This is a genomic window from Methanonatronarchaeum sp. AMET-Sl, assembly GCF_029854155.1.
Lineage (GTDB): Archaea > Halobacteriota > Methanonatronarchaeia > Methanonatronarchaeales > Methanonatronarchaeaceae > Methanonatronarchaeum.
Genome location: NZ_CP122958.1, coordinates 620,311 through 640,524 on the forward strand (window position 1 = coordinate 620,311; position 20,214 = coordinate 640,524).

Annotated in this window: 17 protein-coding genes, 1 tRNA gene and 2 pseudogenes; 12 read left to right on the top strand and 8 right to left on the bottom strand. The window is 35.4% G+C overall.

Features of this window, described 5'->3' with window-relative positions:
* Positions 1 to 55: 55 nt before the first annotated feature.
* Positions 56 to 1,048 carry an AI-2E family transporter gene (locus QEN48_RS03045; RefSeq protein ID WP_280108934.1) on the bottom strand — a complete coding sequence of 331 codons (993 nt, stop codon included), beginning with the start codon at positions 1,046 to 1,048 and terminating at the stop codon, positions 56 to 58.
* A gap of 341 nt (positions 1,049 to 1,389) precedes the next feature.
* Between QEN48_RS03045 and QEN48_RS03050 the strand changes: the two genes are divergently transcribed.
* Together QEN48_RS03050 and QEN48_RS03055 are read left to right on the top strand one after the other, a co-directional pair.
* Positions 1,390 to 2,130, top strand: a complete 741-nt coding sequence (locus QEN48_RS03050) for a hypothetical protein (RefSeq protein WP_280108935.1) — start codon at positions 1,390 to 1,392, stop codon at positions 2,128 to 2,130.
* Between the two features lie 269 nt (positions 2,131 to 2,399).
* On the top strand, positions 2,400 to 2,828 hold the full coding sequence (locus QEN48_RS03055; RefSeq protein WP_280108936.1) for an Hsp20/alpha crystallin family protein: 429 nt from the start codon (positions 2,400 to 2,402) through the stop codon (positions 2,826 to 2,828).
* A gap of 345 nt (positions 2,829 to 3,173) precedes the next feature.
* Here QEN48_RS03055 and QEN48_RS03060 read toward each other — a convergent pair whose 3' ends face one another.
* Positions 3,174 to 3,449: a helix-turn-helix domain-containing protein gene (locus tag QEN48_RS03060; protein ID WP_280108937.1), complete on the bottom strand. Its 276-nt coding sequence runs from the start codon at positions 3,447 to 3,449 to the stop codon at positions 3,174 to 3,176.
* Between the two features lie 244 nt (positions 3,450 to 3,693).
* Between QEN48_RS03060 and QEN48_RS03065 the strand changes: the two genes are divergently transcribed.
* From QEN48_RS03065 to QEN48_RS03075, 3 genes are all read left to right on the top strand, one after another.
* Complete coding sequence (locus QEN48_RS03065) at positions 3,694 to 4,098, top strand: hypothetical protein (RefSeq protein ID WP_280108938.1); 405 nt, start codon at positions 3,694 to 3,696, stop codon at positions 4,096 to 4,098.
* A gap of 118 nt (positions 4,099 to 4,216) precedes the next feature.
* Positions 4,217 to 4,495: a hypothetical protein gene (locus QEN48_RS03070; protein ID WP_280108939.1), complete on the top strand. Its 279-nt coding sequence runs from the start codon at positions 4,217 to 4,219 to the stop codon at positions 4,493 to 4,495.
* 60 nt (positions 4,496 to 4,555) lie between these two features.
* Positions 4,556 to 4,837: a hypothetical protein gene (locus QEN48_RS03075; RefSeq protein WP_280108940.1), complete on the top strand. Its 282-nt coding sequence runs from the start codon at positions 4,556 to 4,558 to the stop codon at positions 4,835 to 4,837.
* A 19-nt stretch (positions 4,838 to 4,856) separates the two neighbouring features.
* Here QEN48_RS03075 and QEN48_RS03080 read toward each other — a convergent pair whose 3' ends face one another.
* The gene (locus QEN48_RS03080; RefSeq protein WP_280108941.1) at positions 4,857 to 5,294 is read right to left on the bottom strand and encodes a bifunctional nuclease family protein; all 438 of its coding nucleotides are present in this window, start codon (positions 5,292 to 5,294) and stop codon (positions 4,857 to 4,859) included.
* Positions 5,295 to 5,401: 107 nt separating this feature from the next.
* Between QEN48_RS03080 and QEN48_RS03085 the strand changes: the two genes are divergently transcribed.
* The 3 genes from QEN48_RS03085 (at position 5,402) to QEN48_RS03095 (ending at position 6,697) form a co-directional block, all read left to right on the top strand.
* Positions 5,402 to 6,127, top strand: a complete 726-nt coding sequence (locus QEN48_RS03085; protein WP_280108942.1) for a proteasome assembly chaperone family protein — start codon at positions 5,402 to 5,404, stop codon at positions 6,125 to 6,127.
* Positions 6,128 to 6,139: 12 nt separating this feature from the next.
* Positions 6,140 to 6,529 (top strand): DUF473 domain-containing protein, encoded by a 390-nt coding sequence (locus QEN48_RS03090; RefSeq protein ID WP_280108943.1) that lies wholly within the window; start codon positions 6,140 to 6,142, stop codon positions 6,527 to 6,529.
* A 79-nt stretch (positions 6,530 to 6,608) separates the two neighbouring features.
* Positions 6,609 to 6,697, top strand: a tRNA-Arg gene (locus QEN48_RS03095).
* A 328-nt stretch (positions 6,698 to 7,025) separates the two neighbouring features.
* Here the strand turns inward: QEN48_RS03095 and QEN48_RS03100 are convergent.
* The gene (locus QEN48_RS03100) at positions 7,026 to 7,721 is read right to left on the bottom strand and encodes a phospholipase D family protein (RefSeq protein ID WP_280108944.1); all 696 of its coding nucleotides are present in this window, start codon (positions 7,719 to 7,721) and stop codon (positions 7,026 to 7,028) included.
* A 697-nt stretch (positions 7,722 to 8,418) separates the two neighbouring features.
* Here QEN48_RS03100 and QEN48_RS03105 point away from each other — a divergent pair.
* The 3 genes and pseudogenes from QEN48_RS03105 to mtbB all read left to right on the top strand — a co-directional run bounded on the left by QEN48_RS03105 (position 8,419) and on the right by mtbB (position 12,339).
* Positions 8,419 to 8,973 carry an HDIG domain-containing metalloprotein gene (locus QEN48_RS03105; RefSeq protein WP_280108945.1) on the top strand — a complete coding sequence of 185 codons (555 nt, stop codon included), beginning with the start codon at positions 8,419 to 8,421 and terminating at the stop codon, positions 8,971 to 8,973.
* A gap of 375 nt (positions 8,974 to 9,348) precedes the next feature.
* Positions 9,349 to 10,782 (top strand): annotated as a pseudogene (gene mttB, locus QEN48_RS03110) ([trimethylamine--corrinoid protein] Co-methyltransferase).
* A gap of 150 nt (positions 10,783 to 10,932) precedes the next feature.
* Positions 10,933 to 12,339, top strand: a pseudogene (gene mtbB / locus QEN48_RS03115) ([dimethylamine--corrinoid protein] Co-methyltransferase).
* A 383-nt stretch (positions 12,340 to 12,722) separates the two neighbouring features.
* Here the strand turns inward: mtbB and QEN48_RS03120 are convergent.
* Positions 12,723 to 13,553, bottom strand: a complete 831-nt coding sequence (locus QEN48_RS03120) for a CARDB domain-containing protein (protein ID WP_280108946.1) — start codon at positions 13,551 to 13,553, stop codon at positions 12,723 to 12,725.
* An 821-nt stretch (positions 13,554 to 14,374) separates the two neighbouring features.
* On the opposite strand from QEN48_RS03120, the gene QEN48_RS03125 reads away from it, so the two are divergent.
* Positions 14,375 to 16,858, top strand: coding sequence for a PAS domain S-box protein (locus tag QEN48_RS03125; protein WP_280108947.1), 2,484 nt, complete (start codon positions 14,375 to 14,377; stop codon positions 16,856 to 16,858).
* Positions 16,859 to 17,007: 149 nt separating this feature from the next.
* Here QEN48_RS03125 and QEN48_RS03130 read toward each other — a convergent pair whose 3' ends face one another.
* The 3 genes from QEN48_RS03130 to QEN48_RS03140 form a co-directional block, all read right to left on the bottom strand.
* Positions 17,008 to 17,190, bottom strand: a complete 183-nt coding sequence (locus tag QEN48_RS03130; protein WP_280108948.1) for a hypothetical protein — start codon at positions 17,188 to 17,190, stop codon at positions 17,008 to 17,010.
* Between the two features lie 246 nt (positions 17,191 to 17,436).
* Complete coding sequence (locus tag QEN48_RS03135) at positions 17,437 to 18,870, bottom strand: serine hydrolase domain-containing protein (RefSeq protein ID WP_280108949.1); 1,434 nt, start codon at positions 18,868 to 18,870, stop codon at positions 17,437 to 17,439.
* Positions 18,871 to 19,285: 415 nt separating this feature from the next.
* Positions 19,286 to 19,807 carry a hypothetical protein gene (locus QEN48_RS03140; RefSeq protein ID WP_280108950.1) on the bottom strand — a complete coding sequence of 174 codons (522 nt, stop codon included), beginning with the start codon at positions 19,805 to 19,807 and terminating at the stop codon, positions 19,286 to 19,288.
* Positions 19,808 to 20,214 lie beyond the last annotated feature (407 nt).

Consider the following 20,214-nt stretch of genomic DNA (forward strand, 5'->3'; position numbering starts at 1 on the left):
CAAAAATAGAACATTCCAACCCAAAAAACCCTTTTTTTAAGCCACAAAAACCTCATTATTTCGTCTCAGAAACTATTTCAAAGGTCTTTATCAATATAGCAATCACCAAAGGCCCGACAATAATACCGATCGCACCAATAGTGATAATACCACCTATAAAACCTATGAAGTACTGGCTTGGCGAAAGACCTGTCTCAAGATCTGCTAGATAAGGCCGTAAAACCAGATCAGGCAGTCCAGCAATCAATAATAAACCGGCTACCAAAATTATTGCTGCAAACACCAACTCTCCAACCAACACTTCAAAAACTACTAAAGCGATTATTAGGAGAGATGGACCCAAGATAGGTATAAACTGTAAGACACCTGCAATAAGAGATAGAAATATAAACGGTTCATAACCTAATAGATAGAAAAACGGTAACCCAACAAAGAAGGTGAGTACTGCGGTTGATAACTGAACTACATATAAACCAATGATCGTATCTTTTATCTTTTTATTATATCCATGCAATAACTCGTGGTAAGATTCATCAAAAATACCTAATAAATACCTAGCGATCACATTAGATTTATGGAGCAAAGCATAAACCAGAACGATTAAAACTAAAAATTGAAGTAAAACAGTTGGAGTTGCTTGAGCCACCTCAATAGCAACCTCAGTAATGTACTCCCAACTTATATCAACCAACAGACCTACATCCAAACTCAAATCAAATCCAAATAACTCGAACTCAATCGACTCTGGAATATCCCGTAAAAAATCGAATAAAACATCTCTCCTACGATATAAAACAATAACAAACGGTAAGGCAAGAGCTATAAGACCAATAAACGCCATTAAAGTCGAAATTATACTTGAAATGAAACTTGAAAAACCCTTCCTCCTCAAAAAACTATAAAGAGGATACAACGAATAAGCAATAGTCCCAGCAAAAACAAATGTCCAGATAATCCCAGAAAAAACCCACATAGTGATAAAAAACGTAACTAAAAGAGCCGAAACATACAGAACCAACCGTGAGTTTTCTCCAAAGATACGAGTCATAAATAAAAACCATCAATTAAGCTATAAACCCTAATCATCTATCTAACAACAAACACAATAAACATTTTCCAAAAAAACATACCAACCAAAAAACAAAGACCCAAACCAAAAAACCAAAAAAACTTTATATAGTTTAAAAAATCTGATAAAGCAATTTATAATTACTAATACTTTTTAAAAGCGTTTTAGATAAATTTTCTTGGAAAATAAAAAGCCTAATGTACTTTAATTACATACTGTAGTTTATAGTAAGTAAATATTGGTTTGTTAGGGAAAAAAATAAGGAGCATTCAATTAACTGTCCAAAAAACCCCCTAAACCCTAACAACAGGAGTAGATAAATGAAGAAACTAATAGTTTTAATAACACTATTTGTAGTAGTTGTAGGGCTAACATCGATAACCGGATGTCTAGACGATATAGATGACCTAGAGTTCTCAATACCGTCAGACTACATAAAAGAATCTACAGCAATATTCGAAGGATTTGAACTAACACAATACATAGTAGACGATAAAACAACTTCAGAAATACTAGATGAACTAAAAAAATCAGCTGAAGATGCTGGATGGAAAACATACGCTGAAGATTTTGACCTCGGACCATACTTAGGTGGGATAGCCTACGAAAAGAACGATGAACTCTTGATAATATACGTAAGTGAACTCGAAGAACAAACAATGACATTCATAATGACAGGATCCAAAGAACACCTAAACGATGAAAAACCACCAACAAACGACCTAGATGAAGCACCAAAAACAGATGTCGATGGTGAAGACCTAAATGAAATACCTAGATACACAGATTCAGTTAGAACAGCATACTGGCACTGGATGTCAACAGACATATCAACACACTACGTCACATACATAACTGAAGACACCAAATCCGAAGTGAAAGATTACTATGAAAACATTCTGAGCGATTGGAATGACTACGTAACTTGGCAATACCAACAAGATGGGGAAACAGTAATCTGGCTATCAGCAGAAAAACAAGAAATATACACACTTATTTTAATCGGACCAAGTGACTTCGAAGGATACACAGAGATATACATCACATACACCATAGAATAAAACAAAACAAAAAACAAATAAATAGGTTATAACCACAGCCTTAAAACAGATAAGTATTGTAGCCCTAAAGAACTTTAATCCCAAAATTAAAGCACAAGAAAATAAAGGGCTACAGTAACATTTTTTTGTTCAAACCTTTTTTACAGTCCTAAATAGTTTTTAATTTATTATAAATAAATATAAAGTTATTTAAAGATATTATAACGCTTTATTTTGTGTTGGGAAAATTTTAATAGATTCCACACAAACACAATTATTGGTGAGAAAACATGAGTTGGGATCCATTCCGCGAGATTAAAAGAATGAGAGAACGTATGGAAGACATATTTGAAGAAATTGAAGAGGAAGGATTAGAAAAACACAGAGGTAGAACCGGATTCAAACCATTCGTCGATGTAATAGAACACGAAGAACAAGTAACAGTAACAGCAGACCTACCAGGCGTTGAAAAAGAAGGAATCAAAATCAACATATCAGACAACATACTAACAATCGAAGCAACAAGAGAAAGAGGAACCGATACCGAAGAAAAAGGATACCTCAAAAAAGAAAGAACAGTAGGAAAATTCCAGAGAAAAGTAAAACTACCAACAACCGTAGACGAAGAAAACGCAGAAGCCACATTCAAAAACGGAGTCCTAGAAATCAAACTACCAAAAAAAGAAGAAGACAAAGGCAAAGAAATCAAAATACAATAAACCCACCCACCTCTTTTTTTCCAAAACAACAGACACAAAAAACCCAAAAACACCCCTAAATTCAGAAGACAGAGAATCCTGGAGAATTTCAATCAAAAACCAACTTCACAAACCCCAAATTCTTCCAACAAAACCATCATCCACCAAAACCCCCAATTAACCACAAGACATATCGTCTCAACCTATTTCTTATTCAATACAAATAAACAGTTTTCTAAGTTAAGAACCCATAGAGCCTTCTTTAAATCGAACCAATTATATTTTTCCAATAAACTCCATATCCCTCAAAAAGAGTTTATAGCAAATAAAAGAAAACAGAGGTTTAAAAAAAACTGGGAAAAATTGTTATTTTAACTCGTCCCATACCCCGACAAGTTTGTCTTCTTTTTCTTCATTTTCAGTAAACTCAACTTCAATCCCACCATTAAAATCTATTTTAGCAGTCTTTATACGGCTTCTATACAATTTTATATCCCCTCCATCCTCGGAAACCGTCTTACCATCAATTTTAATTAAATCAGCTTCTTCAAGCTCTTGAATTCTCCTATAACCAGTAGCTATTGGCACATCAACTTCATCAACAATCTCTTTAACAGGCTTTGGCTCCTGAGCCTCCGACAAAATCTCAACACTGTATTTATTGCCAAGTGCACGAATTACCTTGATAGGATCCATCGATTATCGTATAAATAGCAATCAATATAAAATCTTTCTTTAAAACTCACCGAAAACATTGTTAACCCCCGAAAAACAACCAAAACCAACCCAAAACAACAAACACTATAAAACCATTTAAACCAAACACAGAAATCACCTTAAAATAAAAATATTAATAAAAACTAAACATAGTTAGGGAAGAGAATAAATGAAAAAAACCTATAAGATAGTGATTCTCACCGCTCTAATACTTTTATTAGCCTTTGCACCAGGTTGTTTAGGAGAGGCTCAGGAAACTCCAACTTACCCGGATGCTGAGAAAATAGATATTCCAAAAGACCTATCTCAAGATATATTTGATGAAATAGGTTTTGAAGGCATAATAAACGCATATAAAACCACAGATACACCAGACGAGATAATGGATTGGTATGAAGAGGAAATGGATAACCAAGAATGGACAGACATCTTCAGTAAAGCAGGAATACCATTCTGGGAAAAAGAAAACACATTGCATGGAATCCAGATATTAGAGCCAGATGAAGCCCAAGAAGAATTCGATGTCAACAAAACAGTAATAATAACAATAACCATACCCCCTATAGAAATCTAAACAACCAAAAAAACCAATGAATATAAACATACATGATTATCAAAAATAAGAATCGTAGATTATATTTATAAACAAGTCCTTTGAAAAAATAAATAAGGATTTAAAGGGACTTGCTAAAATGGAGACTATCGAAATATTATACATAATATTCAGCATTACATTATCAATATCCGGACTCTTATTAGTAGCATTTTCATTAAGAGCCTACAAAAGAACCTACCGAACAGACATGATATTACTATCACTCGGATTCGCCTTAATAGTCTCTGCAGCAATAGGAACAACAATAAGCGCGTTCCTAAGCGATTTCGCCTACCCACAACTCCTACTAACAATAAACTACTTCATAACAACAATCGGATTCCTATGCCTAATATACAGCCTAATAATCGAATAAAAAAACCAAAAACTGAATAACCCAACAAAAACAAACATAGAAAACATGGAGCCAGAAAAATTGAAAGAAAACGAAAACGACCAACAAAAAAACCAAAACTACAGACCACCCGACCTCAAAGAAAAAGGATATACAAACAAAACCTGTTTCAGATGCCAAGAAACAGGCTTCCCAGTACTACAAGCAGGCGAAAAAACAGCAATCATACACCTATGCCCAAACTGCGACCACATGTGGATAATAAACCACCAAGAACAAAAAATAGAAGAAATACCAAAAGAACTACCACACTACCAAGAAATAGCCAAAAAACTAAGACAACAATACAAAGAAATACTCTAACCCACAACCCCAAAAAAATTCATTCCTTCTTCTTAAAACTCGATGGAGAAACACCCCTCTTCTCCATCAACTGTTCATTAACATAAATAGGAGACCTAACCCTAGCAGCAATCGCTATAGAATCACTCGGCCTAGCATCCAAAACCAACTCCTCACTACCATCATCACCATACCTACTAATATGTAATTCAGCATAATACACAGAGTCCTTCATCTCAGTAACCAACACCCTATCCAAAGCACAACCAAACTCATTCAATATCTCAACAAAAAGGTCATGGCTATGAGGACGGCTATTAGACAACTGAGACAAACCCATCTTGATACTACCACCCTGCATCGGACTACACAAGATAGGTAAAACCTTCTCATTCATCTCCTCCACACCCTGCAACAAAATAATAGCCCCATCACCAGTCCTACCAACTTCGTAGATCTCAACCTCAATAAAATTCATTAACTATATATTTATTTTCCCACAACAAAAAACCTCCAACAAAAAACCACACTGTAAATGGAAACCATTATTAATTCTAACATAAAGAAATAACTAGTTGGGTAAAAATGACAGATCCCGAGATTATTCTTCAAAAAGAAATAGAACCAGAAAAACCCATCATAATAGAGGGTTTCCCAGGAGTAGGGCTTATAGGAAACATAGCAACCCGCCACATAATAAAAGCAATGGAATTCGATGAAGTTGGATTGATAAAATCTGAGAGATTCCCACCGGTCGCAATCATAGAGGAAGGAGAAACCAAACACCCACTCAGAATATACAACAAAAACCAATACATAATCTTCACCTCAGACATACCAATGTCAAGCAACCTAGCAAAAGACATAGCACATGAAATCGTACAATGGAGCATACAACAAAAATCAAGAGAAATAATATCGATCGCCGGAATATCAACAACAAGCCAAGCCACATCCCGCGTATTCACAGCAGCAAGAGATAAAAAAGACCTCCAAGGACTAGAAGACCAAACAGAGAGATTTACAACCGGAAACATACTCGGATTCACAGGATGCATCCTAAACGAATCAAAACTACAAGAAATACCAGCAATAACCCTCTTAGGAGAAACAAGAGGAATAGGTCCCGACCCCAGGTCAGCAGCCGACGTAATCAAAATACTAAACCAATACCTAGACCTAAACATAGACACAACCAAACTAATCGAAGAAGCAGAAAAAATCGAAGAAGAAATGAACCGAATGATGCAGAGAATGGAAGAAATGGAAGAAACAAAAAAACCAACAATCAAATCCCCAATGTACCAATGAGGTGACCTAAAAATGAAAATGAAAGTACTAAGCGGGATCGCACAACCAGTACTAGACGAACTACTACAAGACGGAACAAGAACAATAGAACTCCGAAGCGCAAACAACATAATGACAATATTAGACCAAAAACCAGGAGACCACATATTCCTATCAAACAAAAAAAGAGACGACATAAACAAAGGAACAAACGGAATAATAGCAAAAATACAAAACAAAAAAATCTCAATGCACCACATATCCTACACAACAGACTCAATCTACGAAGAAAAAGAACTCACAATAGTAAGAATAAAAACCCAAACAGCAGGACTAGGAACAATCAACAAAATAATAAAACAAACACCCCACGGAATCACAACAGAAATAACAGAAAGAACCGAAAGATACTCAGCCGGCTAACAAAACCCAAAAAAACAACCAAAAACCAAGAAAGTTTAAATCAATAAAAGAACAAAAAAACCCAGACCCCACTCCCACAGGGCCCGTAGCCTAGCGGATAAGGCACCAGCCTTCTAACAACAAACGGAAGAAAGCTGGTGATCGCGGGTTCGAATCCCGCCGGGTCCGCTCAAAACAACCAAACCCAAACAAAAAACACTACCAATACCATACCCACCATAAATCGTTTTCATAAACTGTAAAATTAGATTTAATACTTTTTCTACCATTTTTTTGGTCTTGAAACAATTTAGAGGGTGGACACCGGGGTTTGTTTAAATATAACTGGAGCTGAATATGGTTTCAAACAGTGGGAAGAGGTTTATCTTGAGGTCGAGCCAGGAAATTGAAAAATTAATTTGACTATGGATGTGGGAATGAAGAGGTCACTGCTGGCTTTCAGCCTGCTGAAGGCAAATCATAAGGTTGATTGGGGTTGGTGTTTAGGTTTTTTGGTTTAGTTTTTTTTGTTTTTTGGGAATTTTAGTTTGTTTTTGTGTTTTTTGTAGCATTTGTAGCAGACTGGTTTGTTTTTGGTTGTTTCTTTTTCTTTTTTGCAGATGTGGCAGTATTTTTCTTTGTAATCTTTGTTTTTGTATTTGTTCCATTTTTTGTAGCATTTACGGCAGTAAGGGGTTTTTGGGTTTAGTTTGATTTTTTTCTTGCATCTTATGCAGTATCCTTTTTTGTTGTTTTTTTGTTGTTTTTGTGTTTTTTGTTTGGGGTCTGTATCTTTTGCTGTTTCGACTATGAAGTCTATTTCTTTTTTGAGATCGTTGTATAGTTCTGGGTCTTGTTTTTTGTTTATGTATACTCCCATTTCGTAGTTGTTTTCTTGGGAGTGTTGGTAGAGGTTCATGGAGGTTATTATTGCTTCTTTTTCGTTTAGGTAGCATTTTGCATGAAGGTCTTCGTGATAACTTGTTTTGATGTATTCAAGTTCGCTCAACCATTCCCTTTCCTTTTTTTCAAGTTTATTTTTTCTATAAACAATTTTAGCAAATTTTTTCCTGTTATTTTTAACCTTCAACCGGTTTTTGATTTTTTTATTAATCTGCAGATAAGGACTCATCAAAATCAAATTATCATCTGCACCATCGATTATATCCTCTATTTTAGATGAAATCTGGTTTGTTCTCAAAAAATCAGCCATGCAAAAAACACTCCATACAACTAAAAAAACAATAATAACAAATAAATAATAAATTTTTCCCCAAAAAACGTAGTTTAGAAGCCTAAAAACCAAGATATAAAAGAGAAATAGTCTCTATTAACCTCAAAACAAAACGCAAAAAATAATAGGGGGTATGGCCATGGCCGCCTTATTTTAATTTCTTTCCTTAGGTTTTATACTCCTATTTACATCTTAATTTAGTTTTAGACCTTTTTTATTTGACAAACTATTTATTCAGCAGCAGCGGTAATTCCCTAGCATAGGGAGTTCTCCCCACGCAACCATCTCGCTCGGGATTGGAATCATTTGGTCACCAAACTGAAAAACGATTATTGTCTTCAATACCAAAAAAAACCCTTTTAAACTCTCTTAACAAACTATTGTTTTTTAGAAATAAATATTTTATGGTTTTAAACCTTCTAAAGTCTTTATAGACAATATAAAAGTTTTAGAAGTTGTTTTACTTGTAATTTTAATAGGTTTAATAAACCCCAGATTCAACTTAAAACACAAATTTATTTTTATAGGGGTTTTAAAGGTTTTTCTAGATTTTTGAGAGATATACAAGATTAGGTATGTAGTTTTTTGGTTGGCTTTCTGGCGATGTTGGTGGTGGGGGTGTTCCTGTTTGGGTTGAATAGGAGATATGTTTCTTTAGAAGTAATGGATAGTTAGTATGATTGGGGAAGATGAAGCTGAGAATATGGTTATTGAGTGGGTGGATACGGAGAATTTGAGGAAACATATGTATGCGGTTTCTGCTATTATGGGGGAGGTTGCTAAGGAGTTTGATGGTGACTCTGAGTTGTGGAGGCGGGTTGGTTTGTTGCATGATATAGATTATGAGGAGACTAAAGATAATCCTATGGAGCATGCTATGAGGTCTGCGGAGATTTTAGAGGATAAAATGCCTAAAAAGGGTTTGAAAGCTATTAGAGCCCATAATCACCAGCATCTTGATGTAAGTCCTGAAAATGATCTTGATAACGCTTTGATTGCGGCGGATGCGGTTTCAGGGTTGATAGTGGCTACAGCTCTTGTTATGCCCAACAGCAAACTAAAGGAAGTTAGAGTTGAATCTGTGCTAAAAAAATTCGACGACTCATCCTTTGCAAAAAACATAGATCGAGATAGAATCCTCTATTGCCAAAAAATAGGACTTGAAAAAAAGGAATTTATAGAAATCTCAGTAAAGGCCCTACAAAAAATAGACCAAAAACTAGGGCTCTAACCCCAACCAATAAAAGCCCTACAGAACTACCTCCTTAAAACAAAGACCTACATTCCCTACATATAGCAAAAATGATTATAAAGGAGGGCAGTATCTCTCTTTTTTTGTTAGGGGTATGGTTATTTTAGTGGATATGGAGTTAGAGGTATTTATTTTGTATATATGGATATATTCGGGTAGTCTTTTTGATTTTCTTGTTTTTGGGTTTAGGGAGGTTTGTTTTTTGTGTTTTTTGTGTGGTTTGTTTTGTTCTAGGTTTTTTGGTTTGTTTGGTTGATAATATTTATTTATTTGGTTTATATATTCGTTATTGGGGTTTTGAGTATGTTGGGTAGTGGATTTGGGTCTAGTATGGATAGGTTCTTGGGTTCGAGTATGGCGTTGTTTACGAAGGATGAGCTTGAGGAGATTCATAGAACTACTTTGCAGGTTTTGCGGGAACCGGGTATTTATGTTGAGAGTTCCCGTGCTCTTGATGTTTTTAAGGATGGTGGGTGTAAGGTTGTGGGAAAGAGGGTTAGGATACCTGAGGGGGTTGTTAATCGGGCTTTAAAGACGGCTCCATCTTCTTTTTTGATGGCTAGTAGAGATAGGGAACATGACATTGAGATTGAAGTTGGTGGTAATGTTCATTTTACTACTTTTGGTGTTGGTGTGTTAACATGTGAGATGGATGATAATGGTAATTTTAGAATAAGGAATTCTAGTGAAGATGATGTAGGGGATCAAGCGAGGATTGGGGATTATCTAGAAAACATCGATTGTTTCACACAAACCGTGACTGCTTATGAGTTAACTGGAAAAGCAGAACAAGATGTACATGAATTGTTTGCTTTGTTTAAAAATACCTCTAAACATTTTTTTCATGGTGAAGCTGTTGGAGATAATTTAGATTATTATTTTGAGATGGCTAAGGCTTATTACGGTGGAGATGAGGAAATGGCTCGGGAAAGACCGTTGTTTTCAACAGATTTGTGTCCAACAAGTCCACTTCAATTAGGTGAAAATGGATGTAAAGTTATAATTAAAAGCGGTGAGTACGATATACCTGTTGACGTCTTAAGCATGGCGATGTCCGGAGCCTCCAGCCCAATCCACCTAGCCGGAACCCTCGTAATTCATAACGCAGAAGTCCTGGCTGGTATTGTGTTGTCGCAGCTAGCTAACCCAGGTGCTCCTGTTTTTTATGGAAGTTCAACTACACAGTTTGATGTTAAAAAAGGAACTGCTCCAGTCGGAGCACCAGAACTCGGAATGATAAGCGCGGGGGCCGCAAGAATGGCTCAATTTTACGAAATACCATCTTATGTAGCCGGTATATAGGCTGACTCGAAATTACCGGATGCTCAAGCGGGACACGAAAAAACAATAACCGCCCTTTTACCAGCGATGGCAGGCGCTAACATAGTCTATGGTGCCGGTATGCTTGAACTTGGAATGACCTTCAGCAACGAACAACTCGCAATCGACAACGACATAATCGAAATGGTTAAGAGGGTTGTGGAAGACGGAATCGAAGTAAACGACGACACACTAGGCCTGGAAAGCATCCGTGAAGTAGAGTTCGACCAATTCATAACCCACCAAACAACAAGAGACAACATACACAGCTATTCCTCACCAACACTAATCAACAGACAGATGAGAGAAGACTGGGAAAACAGTGGATCAAAAGACCTAGCAATGCAAGCCCATGAATTCCTAAAAAAAGAACTAGCAGACTATAAACCAAAAAAGATTGACCCAGATAAACTGAAAGACATGGAAGAAGTCGTAAAGAAAGCAGACAAAGGAATTGAATTGAATTGAATTGAACCTAAAAAACTGGATTTAAAAAATTGACTTATAGTATTTTTTTGGATATAAACCTCATTTGGATGGATTCTTAGATAGCGAAGTATTAGCAAACTAAAAACAAATAAAAATAAATTTAGTTTTGAGAAAGAGAGAGTGGGTTTTATGGCATATAAAGTTTGTATGGGCGATGGTTCTTCAATAGAAATGGATAAAAGTCAGATATATGAAGAATTAGAGTTAGGTAGTAAAGCTGCAACAGAGGAAGCTGAGATAAACCAATTATCTGATAATGAATTGGATAGATTACTATCGATATTAATTGAACCGGGAAAGGTTGTTGGAGTGGAAAAAGGAGATGAAGTAGTTTTTAGCCAAGACGACGGTGGTTTAAGATTAATTGTAGATCAAGCTGATGGAGGTGTTGGGACATCACTTTCAAGACAGCAAGCAGTTCAAACTCACGAAAGGGCTTTTGCAACCGACTCCATCGAACTTGGACACATAGACTACAGCTTCAAACCAACAAAACCAATCATAGCACAAGAACAGCAAACACTTGAAAACATATTACTAAACACAATTGCTCCAGTTTGGTATGGATCAATGCCAAACCTAGGGTATTACTACAAACCAGACGGGCCATTCCGAAACCCAGGAAAACTTATGAAAAACGGAAAAATAGAAGAAGCCATGGAATCACAGGAAAACGCTGTAGACCAAGCCATGGAGGACATAGGATACATAGCCAAGAACCTAGCCAAACTAGGACTAGACGGCCTAAACCTAGACACAACAGGAGCAGCAGGAGACCCAGACTTCAAAGCATCACTCGAAATAACAGAAAAACTAAAATCAAACCCAAAAACTAGTAAAATAGCCATCGAGATTGGTATGGCTGCTGAAAACGTACTCGGAATGCACGGCGACTTAAAATACGATGGAACAACACTCGCCGGAACATGGCCACACCAACAACTAGAACTAGTAGAAAAAGCAGGCGGCGACATATTCGGACCAGTAATAAATACAGATACAAACAAAAGTTTTCCATGGAATCTTGCTAGGGCTGTTACGTTTGTTAAAAGGACTACTGAGGATGCCGACATCCCAATTCATGTTAATATGGGTATGGGTGTTGGTGGTATACCGATGTTTGAGACTCCGCCAGTGGAAGCAGTTACACGGGCTTCTAAATCTATGGTTGAGGTTGCTGGAGTAGACGGTATATAGGTAGGGGTCGGAGACCCAGTAGGAATGTCCCTCGCCCACTACGCCGCATCAGGCCTAGGTGGATTAAGAACCTCTGGAGATCTAGTCTCAAGAGTAATGATGAACAAAAAAATGGGGATCGATGAATCCAAACAATACGTCGCAGACAAACTCGATGTCTCCATCGCAGACCTATCCGACGTCTTCGTGATGAGAGAACTACGAGAAGACATGGACATAGGCGTAATCACATCCGTACCAGGATGCGCAAAAGGAATAGAAGCCAAAGCAAGAATAGCCGAAGTCCTCGACCTTGAAATACCATCAGTCAACAGACTAGAAGACAAACTCGAAATCTAAAAACCCAAAAAAATATAGAACAAACCAGGACCTTGTCTCTTTTTTGTTTTAACTTTAGAATCTTTTCTCGCCATTCTCTTTGACTTCTTCTTGTTTCGATAGTTGTTATGACGGTTTACTTATTATTTTGCTCTTAGTTGTTAAGATAAGTGATATTCCTTGGAAAAGTAAGCGGTATATGGAATGGATATAGATTTCATTTCTTATTTTTGCCTATTGATCTTGTTTAGCTCATTAAGAAAATCCTTATTAGTTCTTTTTAGGTTATTTTTGGATGAGTGATGAGGTTGACTGATAAGATGTCCTTAGAGGGTGATGGAAAAACAATCTGCATTGAGGATTTGAAGAAGGGGATGAGAACTTAATTAAAACCGCCTTTGTTATTAACCTCTGTTTTTTCTGTTTTGTAATGCTATTATTGAGACAGCGGTTATTAAGCTGATTAGCGCAACTAGGGCTTTAAATCCGGGTATCTCTTCATCGATGGGTATTGTGAATTCTTTGGTTTCAACTTCTTCGTTTGAACTCATGAATTTGAATTGGTATTCGCCTTCTTCTAGTTCACCTAGGCTGTAGGTGTTGTTTACTGTTTTTACTGCTGGAGAGGATAGGCCTGTGTCTTTTTCTATTTCTGTGTTTACAGTAAATGTATTGTTTTCTTTGGTTGGTTCATCCCAGTCTACTACGCGGTATCCTAGATCTGAGAATGTTATTGTTACTTCGGATTCGACATATATCTCTTCTTTATCTGTATTGTTATGTTTGATGATTTCTATCTCTACTTCATCTTCATCTGGGATATAAGTCTCCCAATCATTCTCCTCAACCGTTAATCCACCGTCTTCTATTTCGTTATCAGTTTCTACTTTGAAGTCGTATTCTCCGCTGTCATTTACTTTTGTTTCCCAAGTTAGATTTATCTGTTTCGTTTCATTTGGCTCTAGTTGGATTTGAGCCGTATCTACAGTTTCGCCAACTGGATCTCCAATATATAGTTCAATGGTTTGGTTGCCATCAATATTACCTGTATTTTTAATTTCTATGGTGGCAGTGAAGTTTTCACCTTCTAAAATAGGTGAGTTTGTCTCAACTATATCGACTTCAAAATAAGCTTCTTCTTCAAGAGATAGAGGTTCTGCAGAAACAGGTTGCAATAAGACTAATATGAGTATACAGACTATCAAAAATAAATAAATATATTTTCTATATGTCAAAACAACCACCTAACAAATAAATTTGTTTTTTTATCTCTGCCCAACAAACCTTATATACAAACTCCTATATTCACGTTATATAAATAATGATATAAGTAATTTTTTTTAAACCTTTTTTCACCTAATACCGAATAGAAATGGATTTGGAACTGACATAGACCCATTTATAGAGAATATGGGTTTTTGTTTCGTTACCGCTGTAAACCCAAAACCTTTAGGCCGATTAATTATTTGAAGAAATTTCTAAAAGAACTATTTTCTATAAGAGGTAAAAACTACACAAACAGCCTTAGATAGAGAATTTTTTTTAAAGAGATTATGATGCGATAGACACCTTTTGGAAGGGAAGAATATTGAAAACACAGATCTCTACATGGATGTTTACCAGGTTTTTTTCTCTAACCAATATATAAAGGTCTAGACCTAGGTTGTATAGAAAAATTTAAAGAAATTAATCCATCTATTGAATTTGTTTTAAGGAGTTTTTTAAGGGCTATTCTATTATAAGAGGATTAAATAATACGAGTTTATTTATGTTTAGGGAAGTTAGATCCCTGCCATTTTTTGTATATAAACTTTGAATTTAAGTTTGGGCAAGCTACACGATTTAAAAAAGGGCTTTTATTTTCGGTATCGATAGTTGGTGATAGTGGGAGAAAGTCTTGTTAATGAAATCCGGGGATACAGCCTCTTTAACCCAGCTAGATAAAGTGGGATGTATATTTATAATTCAAGAAACGGTTTTTTTGGTAAGAATATGGTGTGAAACTTTTATCTTTTATAGGTAACTATTTTACTTGCTTATGGTTTTTAAAATTCTGTTGGTTGATGATGAGCCTGGTTTTTTAGATTTGGCTGAAATCTATTTGGAGAGGGAGGATGAAGGCTTGGAGGTGGAGACAACTAGTTCTATAGAAGAAGCGTTAGAGTTAATTAAGAAGGATTGTTTTGATTGTGTTGTTTCCGATTACCAGATGCCTTCTATGGATGGTATTGAGTTTTTGGATACTTTAAGAAATGAATTTGGCATGGGTATTCCTTTTATATTGTTTACTGGTAAGGGTCGGGAAGAAGTTGCTATGGAAGCTTTAAACCTAGGAGCAGATAGATATCTCCAGAAAGGAGGTGGTCCAGAAAGTCAGTTCAAAGTCCTGGCACAGGCTATAAAGCAGGAGATAGGGAATTATAGGAAGAGTAAAGAATTATTGAAAAGCGAGGAACGATATAGACGGTTATTTGAGACAGCTAAAGATGGAATGATTATTTTAGATGCGGAAACTGGTGAGATAAAAGACGTTAATCCATATTTATTGAATCTCTTGGGGTATGAAATAGAGGAATTAGTAAATAAGAAGCTATGGGAAATAAATCCCTTTAAAGATATTGCTGAAAATAAACGGAAATTTTTGAAGCTAAAAAAAGAAGGGCATGTTCGGTATGAGGATTTACCATTACAGACCAAGGATGGAAGAGAAATTTCTGTTGAATTTGATAGTACAACATATCTAGCTGGAAATGAAGAAGTTGTTCAATGCAACATAAGGGATATCTCGAATAGAAAGGAAAAAGAAAAAGAGCTTCGTATAGAGAGAAAGAGATTTAAGGAAATTTTCAATAAAGCTAATGACGCAATTTACTTACATGAATTAACAGAAGACAACATGCCTGGGAGATTCCTTGAAGTGAATGAAGTAGCTAGTCAGATGCTTGGATACTCTAAAGAAGAATTTTTAGAGATGTCACCAAACAAGATTGATGCTGAAGAAGAAAAAAACAAAATTCCAAAGATTATGAAAACATTAGCTGAAGAAGAAAACGTTCGTTTTGAAATGAAACATCAAGCAAAAGATGGAACAAAAATACCAGTCGAAATACATAGCCACCTATTCGAGTTAGAAGGTGAAAAAAAGGTATTATCAATAGCAAGAGACATAACAGAGAGAAAAGAATTTGAAAAAAAATTAAAGGAATATAAATTAGCTATTGATGGATCAGATGACTTAATTGCAGCTGTTGATATTGACTATCGTTATTTATTTGCAAACCAAGCCTATAGGGAGTTTTTAGCAGAAGGTAGAGATATCGCTGGAAAACATCTTAGCGATGTAGTATCTACTGAAATATATAAGAAAATTAAGCCCAATGTCGATAAATGCCTATCTGGAGAAACCGTTAGATATGATATGAAGAGACAGAAAACTAACGAATCCATTATAAAATATCTAAATATATACTATTATCCACTAAAAAATGAAGAAAATAAAGTTATTGGTGTTGTAGGAATTTTAAGAGATATCACTGAAAGAAAAAGACTGGAAGACAAATTTAAGGAATTATTTATCAACAATCCTGAAGCACTGGTTTATATTGACACAAAAAACAACATAAAGGACGTAAATAAAAGGTTTATGGAATTATTTGGTTACAAAAAAGATGAAATCGTTGGAAAAGACCTAGACGACCTAATTGTACCCTCAGAAAAGAAGGATGAAGGAAAAAAACTACAAAGAAAGGTTAAATCAGGTTATTTTAACTATGAAACAACAAGAAAAACTAAAGAAGGTGAATCAATACCAGTCTCTATTTCAGGGTTCCCTATGAAAACAGAAATTGAGAAAGGATATCTTGGCCTCTACAAAGATATATCTAATAGGAAACAGGCCGAGGAAAGAGAAAAATTCCTTCACAGCTTACTGAGACATGATGTACTGAATAAACATCAGATTATAGATGGTTATCTGGATTTATTGGAAAACGACTTAGATGGGTCTAGTGAGTATCTATCGAAGGCGAAAGAAGCATCTCAAAAGAGCCAAGACATAATTGAGAAAGTCAGAACGTTGAGAGAGGTTGAGGAAGAAGAAACTAAACAAGTTGACTTAAACCCACTTATAAAAGAAATATTAGAAGAAAAAAAGTCTGTTTTAAAACAAAATAGCTTTCAAGTAATAACAAAATACCCTAAAGATAGCTGTAAAGTAAAAGCTGGATCATTGCTAAAAGAATTATTAAATAATTTAATAGAAAATACAATAAAACACTCAAAAGGAGACAAAATAAGGATAAATAGAGAAGAAAAAGAAAAAGAAGTAATCTTCTCAATAGAAGACAATGGAAAAGGAATAAACGACAAGGAAAAAGAAAAAATCTTCGAAAAAGGATACAAAAACCAAGAAACAGGCGGAACCGGCCTAGGACTATACCTAGCAAAAGAAATAATCCAAAAATATGATGGAAGATTAGAAGTCGAAGATTCAGAGTTAGGTGGCGCTAGATTCAATGTAATTTTAGAAAAGAAAATGTAGCAAACCCTCATAAAAAACGATAATACAAAAGACTTCATAGAACATGGTTTATAACAAAAAATAACTAACAAACCCAAAAAATAACTAACAAAATAAGAGAGAATAAATAAGAGAGAGGGAGGAGATCTCCCCCTAGCATCAATCCTCATTTAACCGTTTTTTGGAGCTTCACCTTTATCTAGTGCATCCTCAATTGCGGCAGGTATTTCCTCGAGCTTACTTTCAAGGGCGTCTTGAGCTGCTTGTGGTAGTTCTTCAAGTGTACCGTTTTCAGCAAGCAGTATTATAAGTTCAATAATTTCCTCTTCACAAGGTACTCCTGCAAAACTCATAAAAAACCCACCTCCTTAATTAAATCTAAATATTAAATCAACTAAAAAATTTTGATTTCATCTATCGTTACCAAGAACATTAGATATCTAACAAACAACCTCTTTAAAAGCAAAAAACAATCCTTAAACATTCTAAATAACCTAACCACACTGAAAGGAAATTCAAGTAGGAATAAAAATACCTATTTTAATTCCTTTTAATCTTAATTATATAGGTTAATGGGTTTTTAAGGTGTATTTATTAAATTATTTTTTAGGGAATAACATCCATACTAGAACTAAAATACAGAACAATGTTAGAGTTAAACTCATTAGTTCACTGGATATAGGTAGAAAATCTCCTATGGAACTACGTATCCATATCCACCAAATCAACAGAATTGTCGCTACAGAGGCAGTTACAGAGATTCTTTTTTTAGAATTAACTTTATATTCAGGGTCAAAACTACGTTTACCTTTAAAGCCATCATAACTCAATAAAAACACTAATATACCGCTTAAAATCCCAAAAAACCATATTGGTATTTTCAATAACTTTAAAACACTAGATAAAGCAATATCAAAATCGTTATAAACAGCCCATTCATCAATTACCTTTCCTATAAACTCTAGACTGCGTTCACTGTTAGTTAAAATGACAACGCCGTCTCCAGAGTTTGGTACCAATTGATACCAACTCCAAGAACCGGTTCCCTGACCCCCATGGCCGATAGATTTGGAGTTACCGGATATATCGATAAAATGGCCTAAACCAGCTTTATCAAAAACAACGTTATAAAAACCCTTAGTTTCAACTTCACCACTATACATCAGGGAAATAGATTCATTGGTAAGAACACCACCTCCAGTACTTCCAGCTGCAACAAACCTCGCAACATCATCCAGAGTTGATAGAAGCATGGAATGAGCATTACCAGGCTCCCGATAAAACTGGGTTTTAGAGCCATCAACTCTATGTTCCCTAGCAACTTTCTCCAAATCAACATCATCTAAACCAAAACACGAATCATACATACCTAAAGGAACCAATATCTCCGTCTTCATAAACTCCTTGAAATCACGGCCTGTAACATCCTCAATCAAAACCTCTAGCAACAAAAAACCGGGATTAGAATACTTAAACCCACCAACCTCTTCAACAGGAGATACAGACGGCATATCTCCAACACCCAGAACCACCTCCCTAAGAGAAGGCACCTCCTCATCCAACCCATAGTTATCATAAACAACAGTTGGAAGTCCAGCACTATGGCTCAACAACCGCCTAACAGTAACCTGACTCCAACCCCATTCAGATTCCGATAACTCCAAACTAGTGATATACCTCTCTATAGAACTATCTAAATCAACCAAACCCTGTTCAACCAAAGACAAAACTCCCCAAGCGGTTAAAGACTTACTGATAGATTGAACCCGAAACAAAGTATCACTATCAACAGAACGGCCATCACGCTCCTGGACACCAAAATAACTAGACCAAACAACCTCTCCATCACTAACAACTGCAACCCCAGCCCCCGGAATACCATAACGATCCAACAAACCCGGAACCCTATTATCAACAAAAGACCTAAAAGAAGAACCACTACCACCAAACCCACCATAAAAACCACCAACACCAAACCCAGACAACCTCAAAAACCTACGCCTAGACACCTCATCAAACTCATCCAAATCCAAAAAAACCACCAAAAAACCCTGATTAAGATATAATAAAACATTTAGACTAAATAACATAAAACTAACCCAAAACCAAGTAATTCAGGCCTTAAATAAAATCTCAAAAAAATAACTGGGTTACCAACCTGACAAGACACCCAATGCTGTTCTAACCAATGGTTATTATAGGCATGGAGTTATTATCCGCTCTATTGAGTTTTTTATGATTTTTTTTGGTTTTAATCTATTTTTTCTTTTTTTTGTTTCTTAATATTTTTTTAGGTTTTTCCGAATGTTATCTCTATTATATTTATATTAAAGACTAAGTAGAGATTAACCTCTTTTTCAGTCTAAAGCTATTTTCTACTTTTTATTATTAGCTTTATAATCTAATTAGTTAGCTTTATTTTGGTTTTTCATAGATTTGGCTAGAGGTTTATACTATTTCTAGTGTTTTGGTGAATTCTAGTTCTTCACCTGAATTTTTATCGGTAACTATTACTTCAAATTCCCAAGTTCCTGTCTCCCATCCATCATAGCTCCATGCAGAAGGTGAGAACAAGATTTCTGCGTATTCTTCATCTTGAGCACTCAAATATTCTTCATCTTGAGGACTCAAAGTGTCGGTTGAAGTTGCGTCATAATCGGGGATGTGTTCACCTTCATGATACATCTTTGTATCTAGATGGTATTCTGCTACGTTGTCTTCAACTTCAAATCCATCTACAGAGAAGTATTTGTATATGTATATTTCATTTGATTGGTATTCTGCCTCTCGTTCAACCCAATTATCTGGGTCCTCTGCTTCTTGGTCTTCCACAAACTTGAACTCTACAAGCTCAAGTTCTTCTTCACCGTTATCTCCAATATTTATGTCATCCACACCATCAATACACCCTGCTGTAAAACCTATAGAAACCAATATCACTAAAGAAAAAACGATTATTTTCCTATTCATTAATAATTAAATCTATATCTTTTCTTATATAAGCTTTAATAATTTAACCAAATAAATAACAAATATTTTATAGTCAATTTTTAATATAAAGCGATTTAACTATAAATAAAAAATATAGAATACACAAAACTGCATTTCTCCATTTAAAAATTTAGGAAAATCTCTATAAATCTTGATTTATTTTTTTAATTCGAGAAATATAACCTTTTGCTCGGTATTTATTATTTCAACTAAAGAAGGCCTTGGTTTTTAATTTACGGCTAGAAGTTATTTAGAGAAATTTTGTTTTCTTTTGTTTTGACTTATTTTTAGATGCATATGGTTGTTTTTGGATAGGGGTGTGGGTGATGAAACAGTATTTTTATGTCTTAATGTTGGTTATTATTAACTAGATTGGTTGTGTTAGG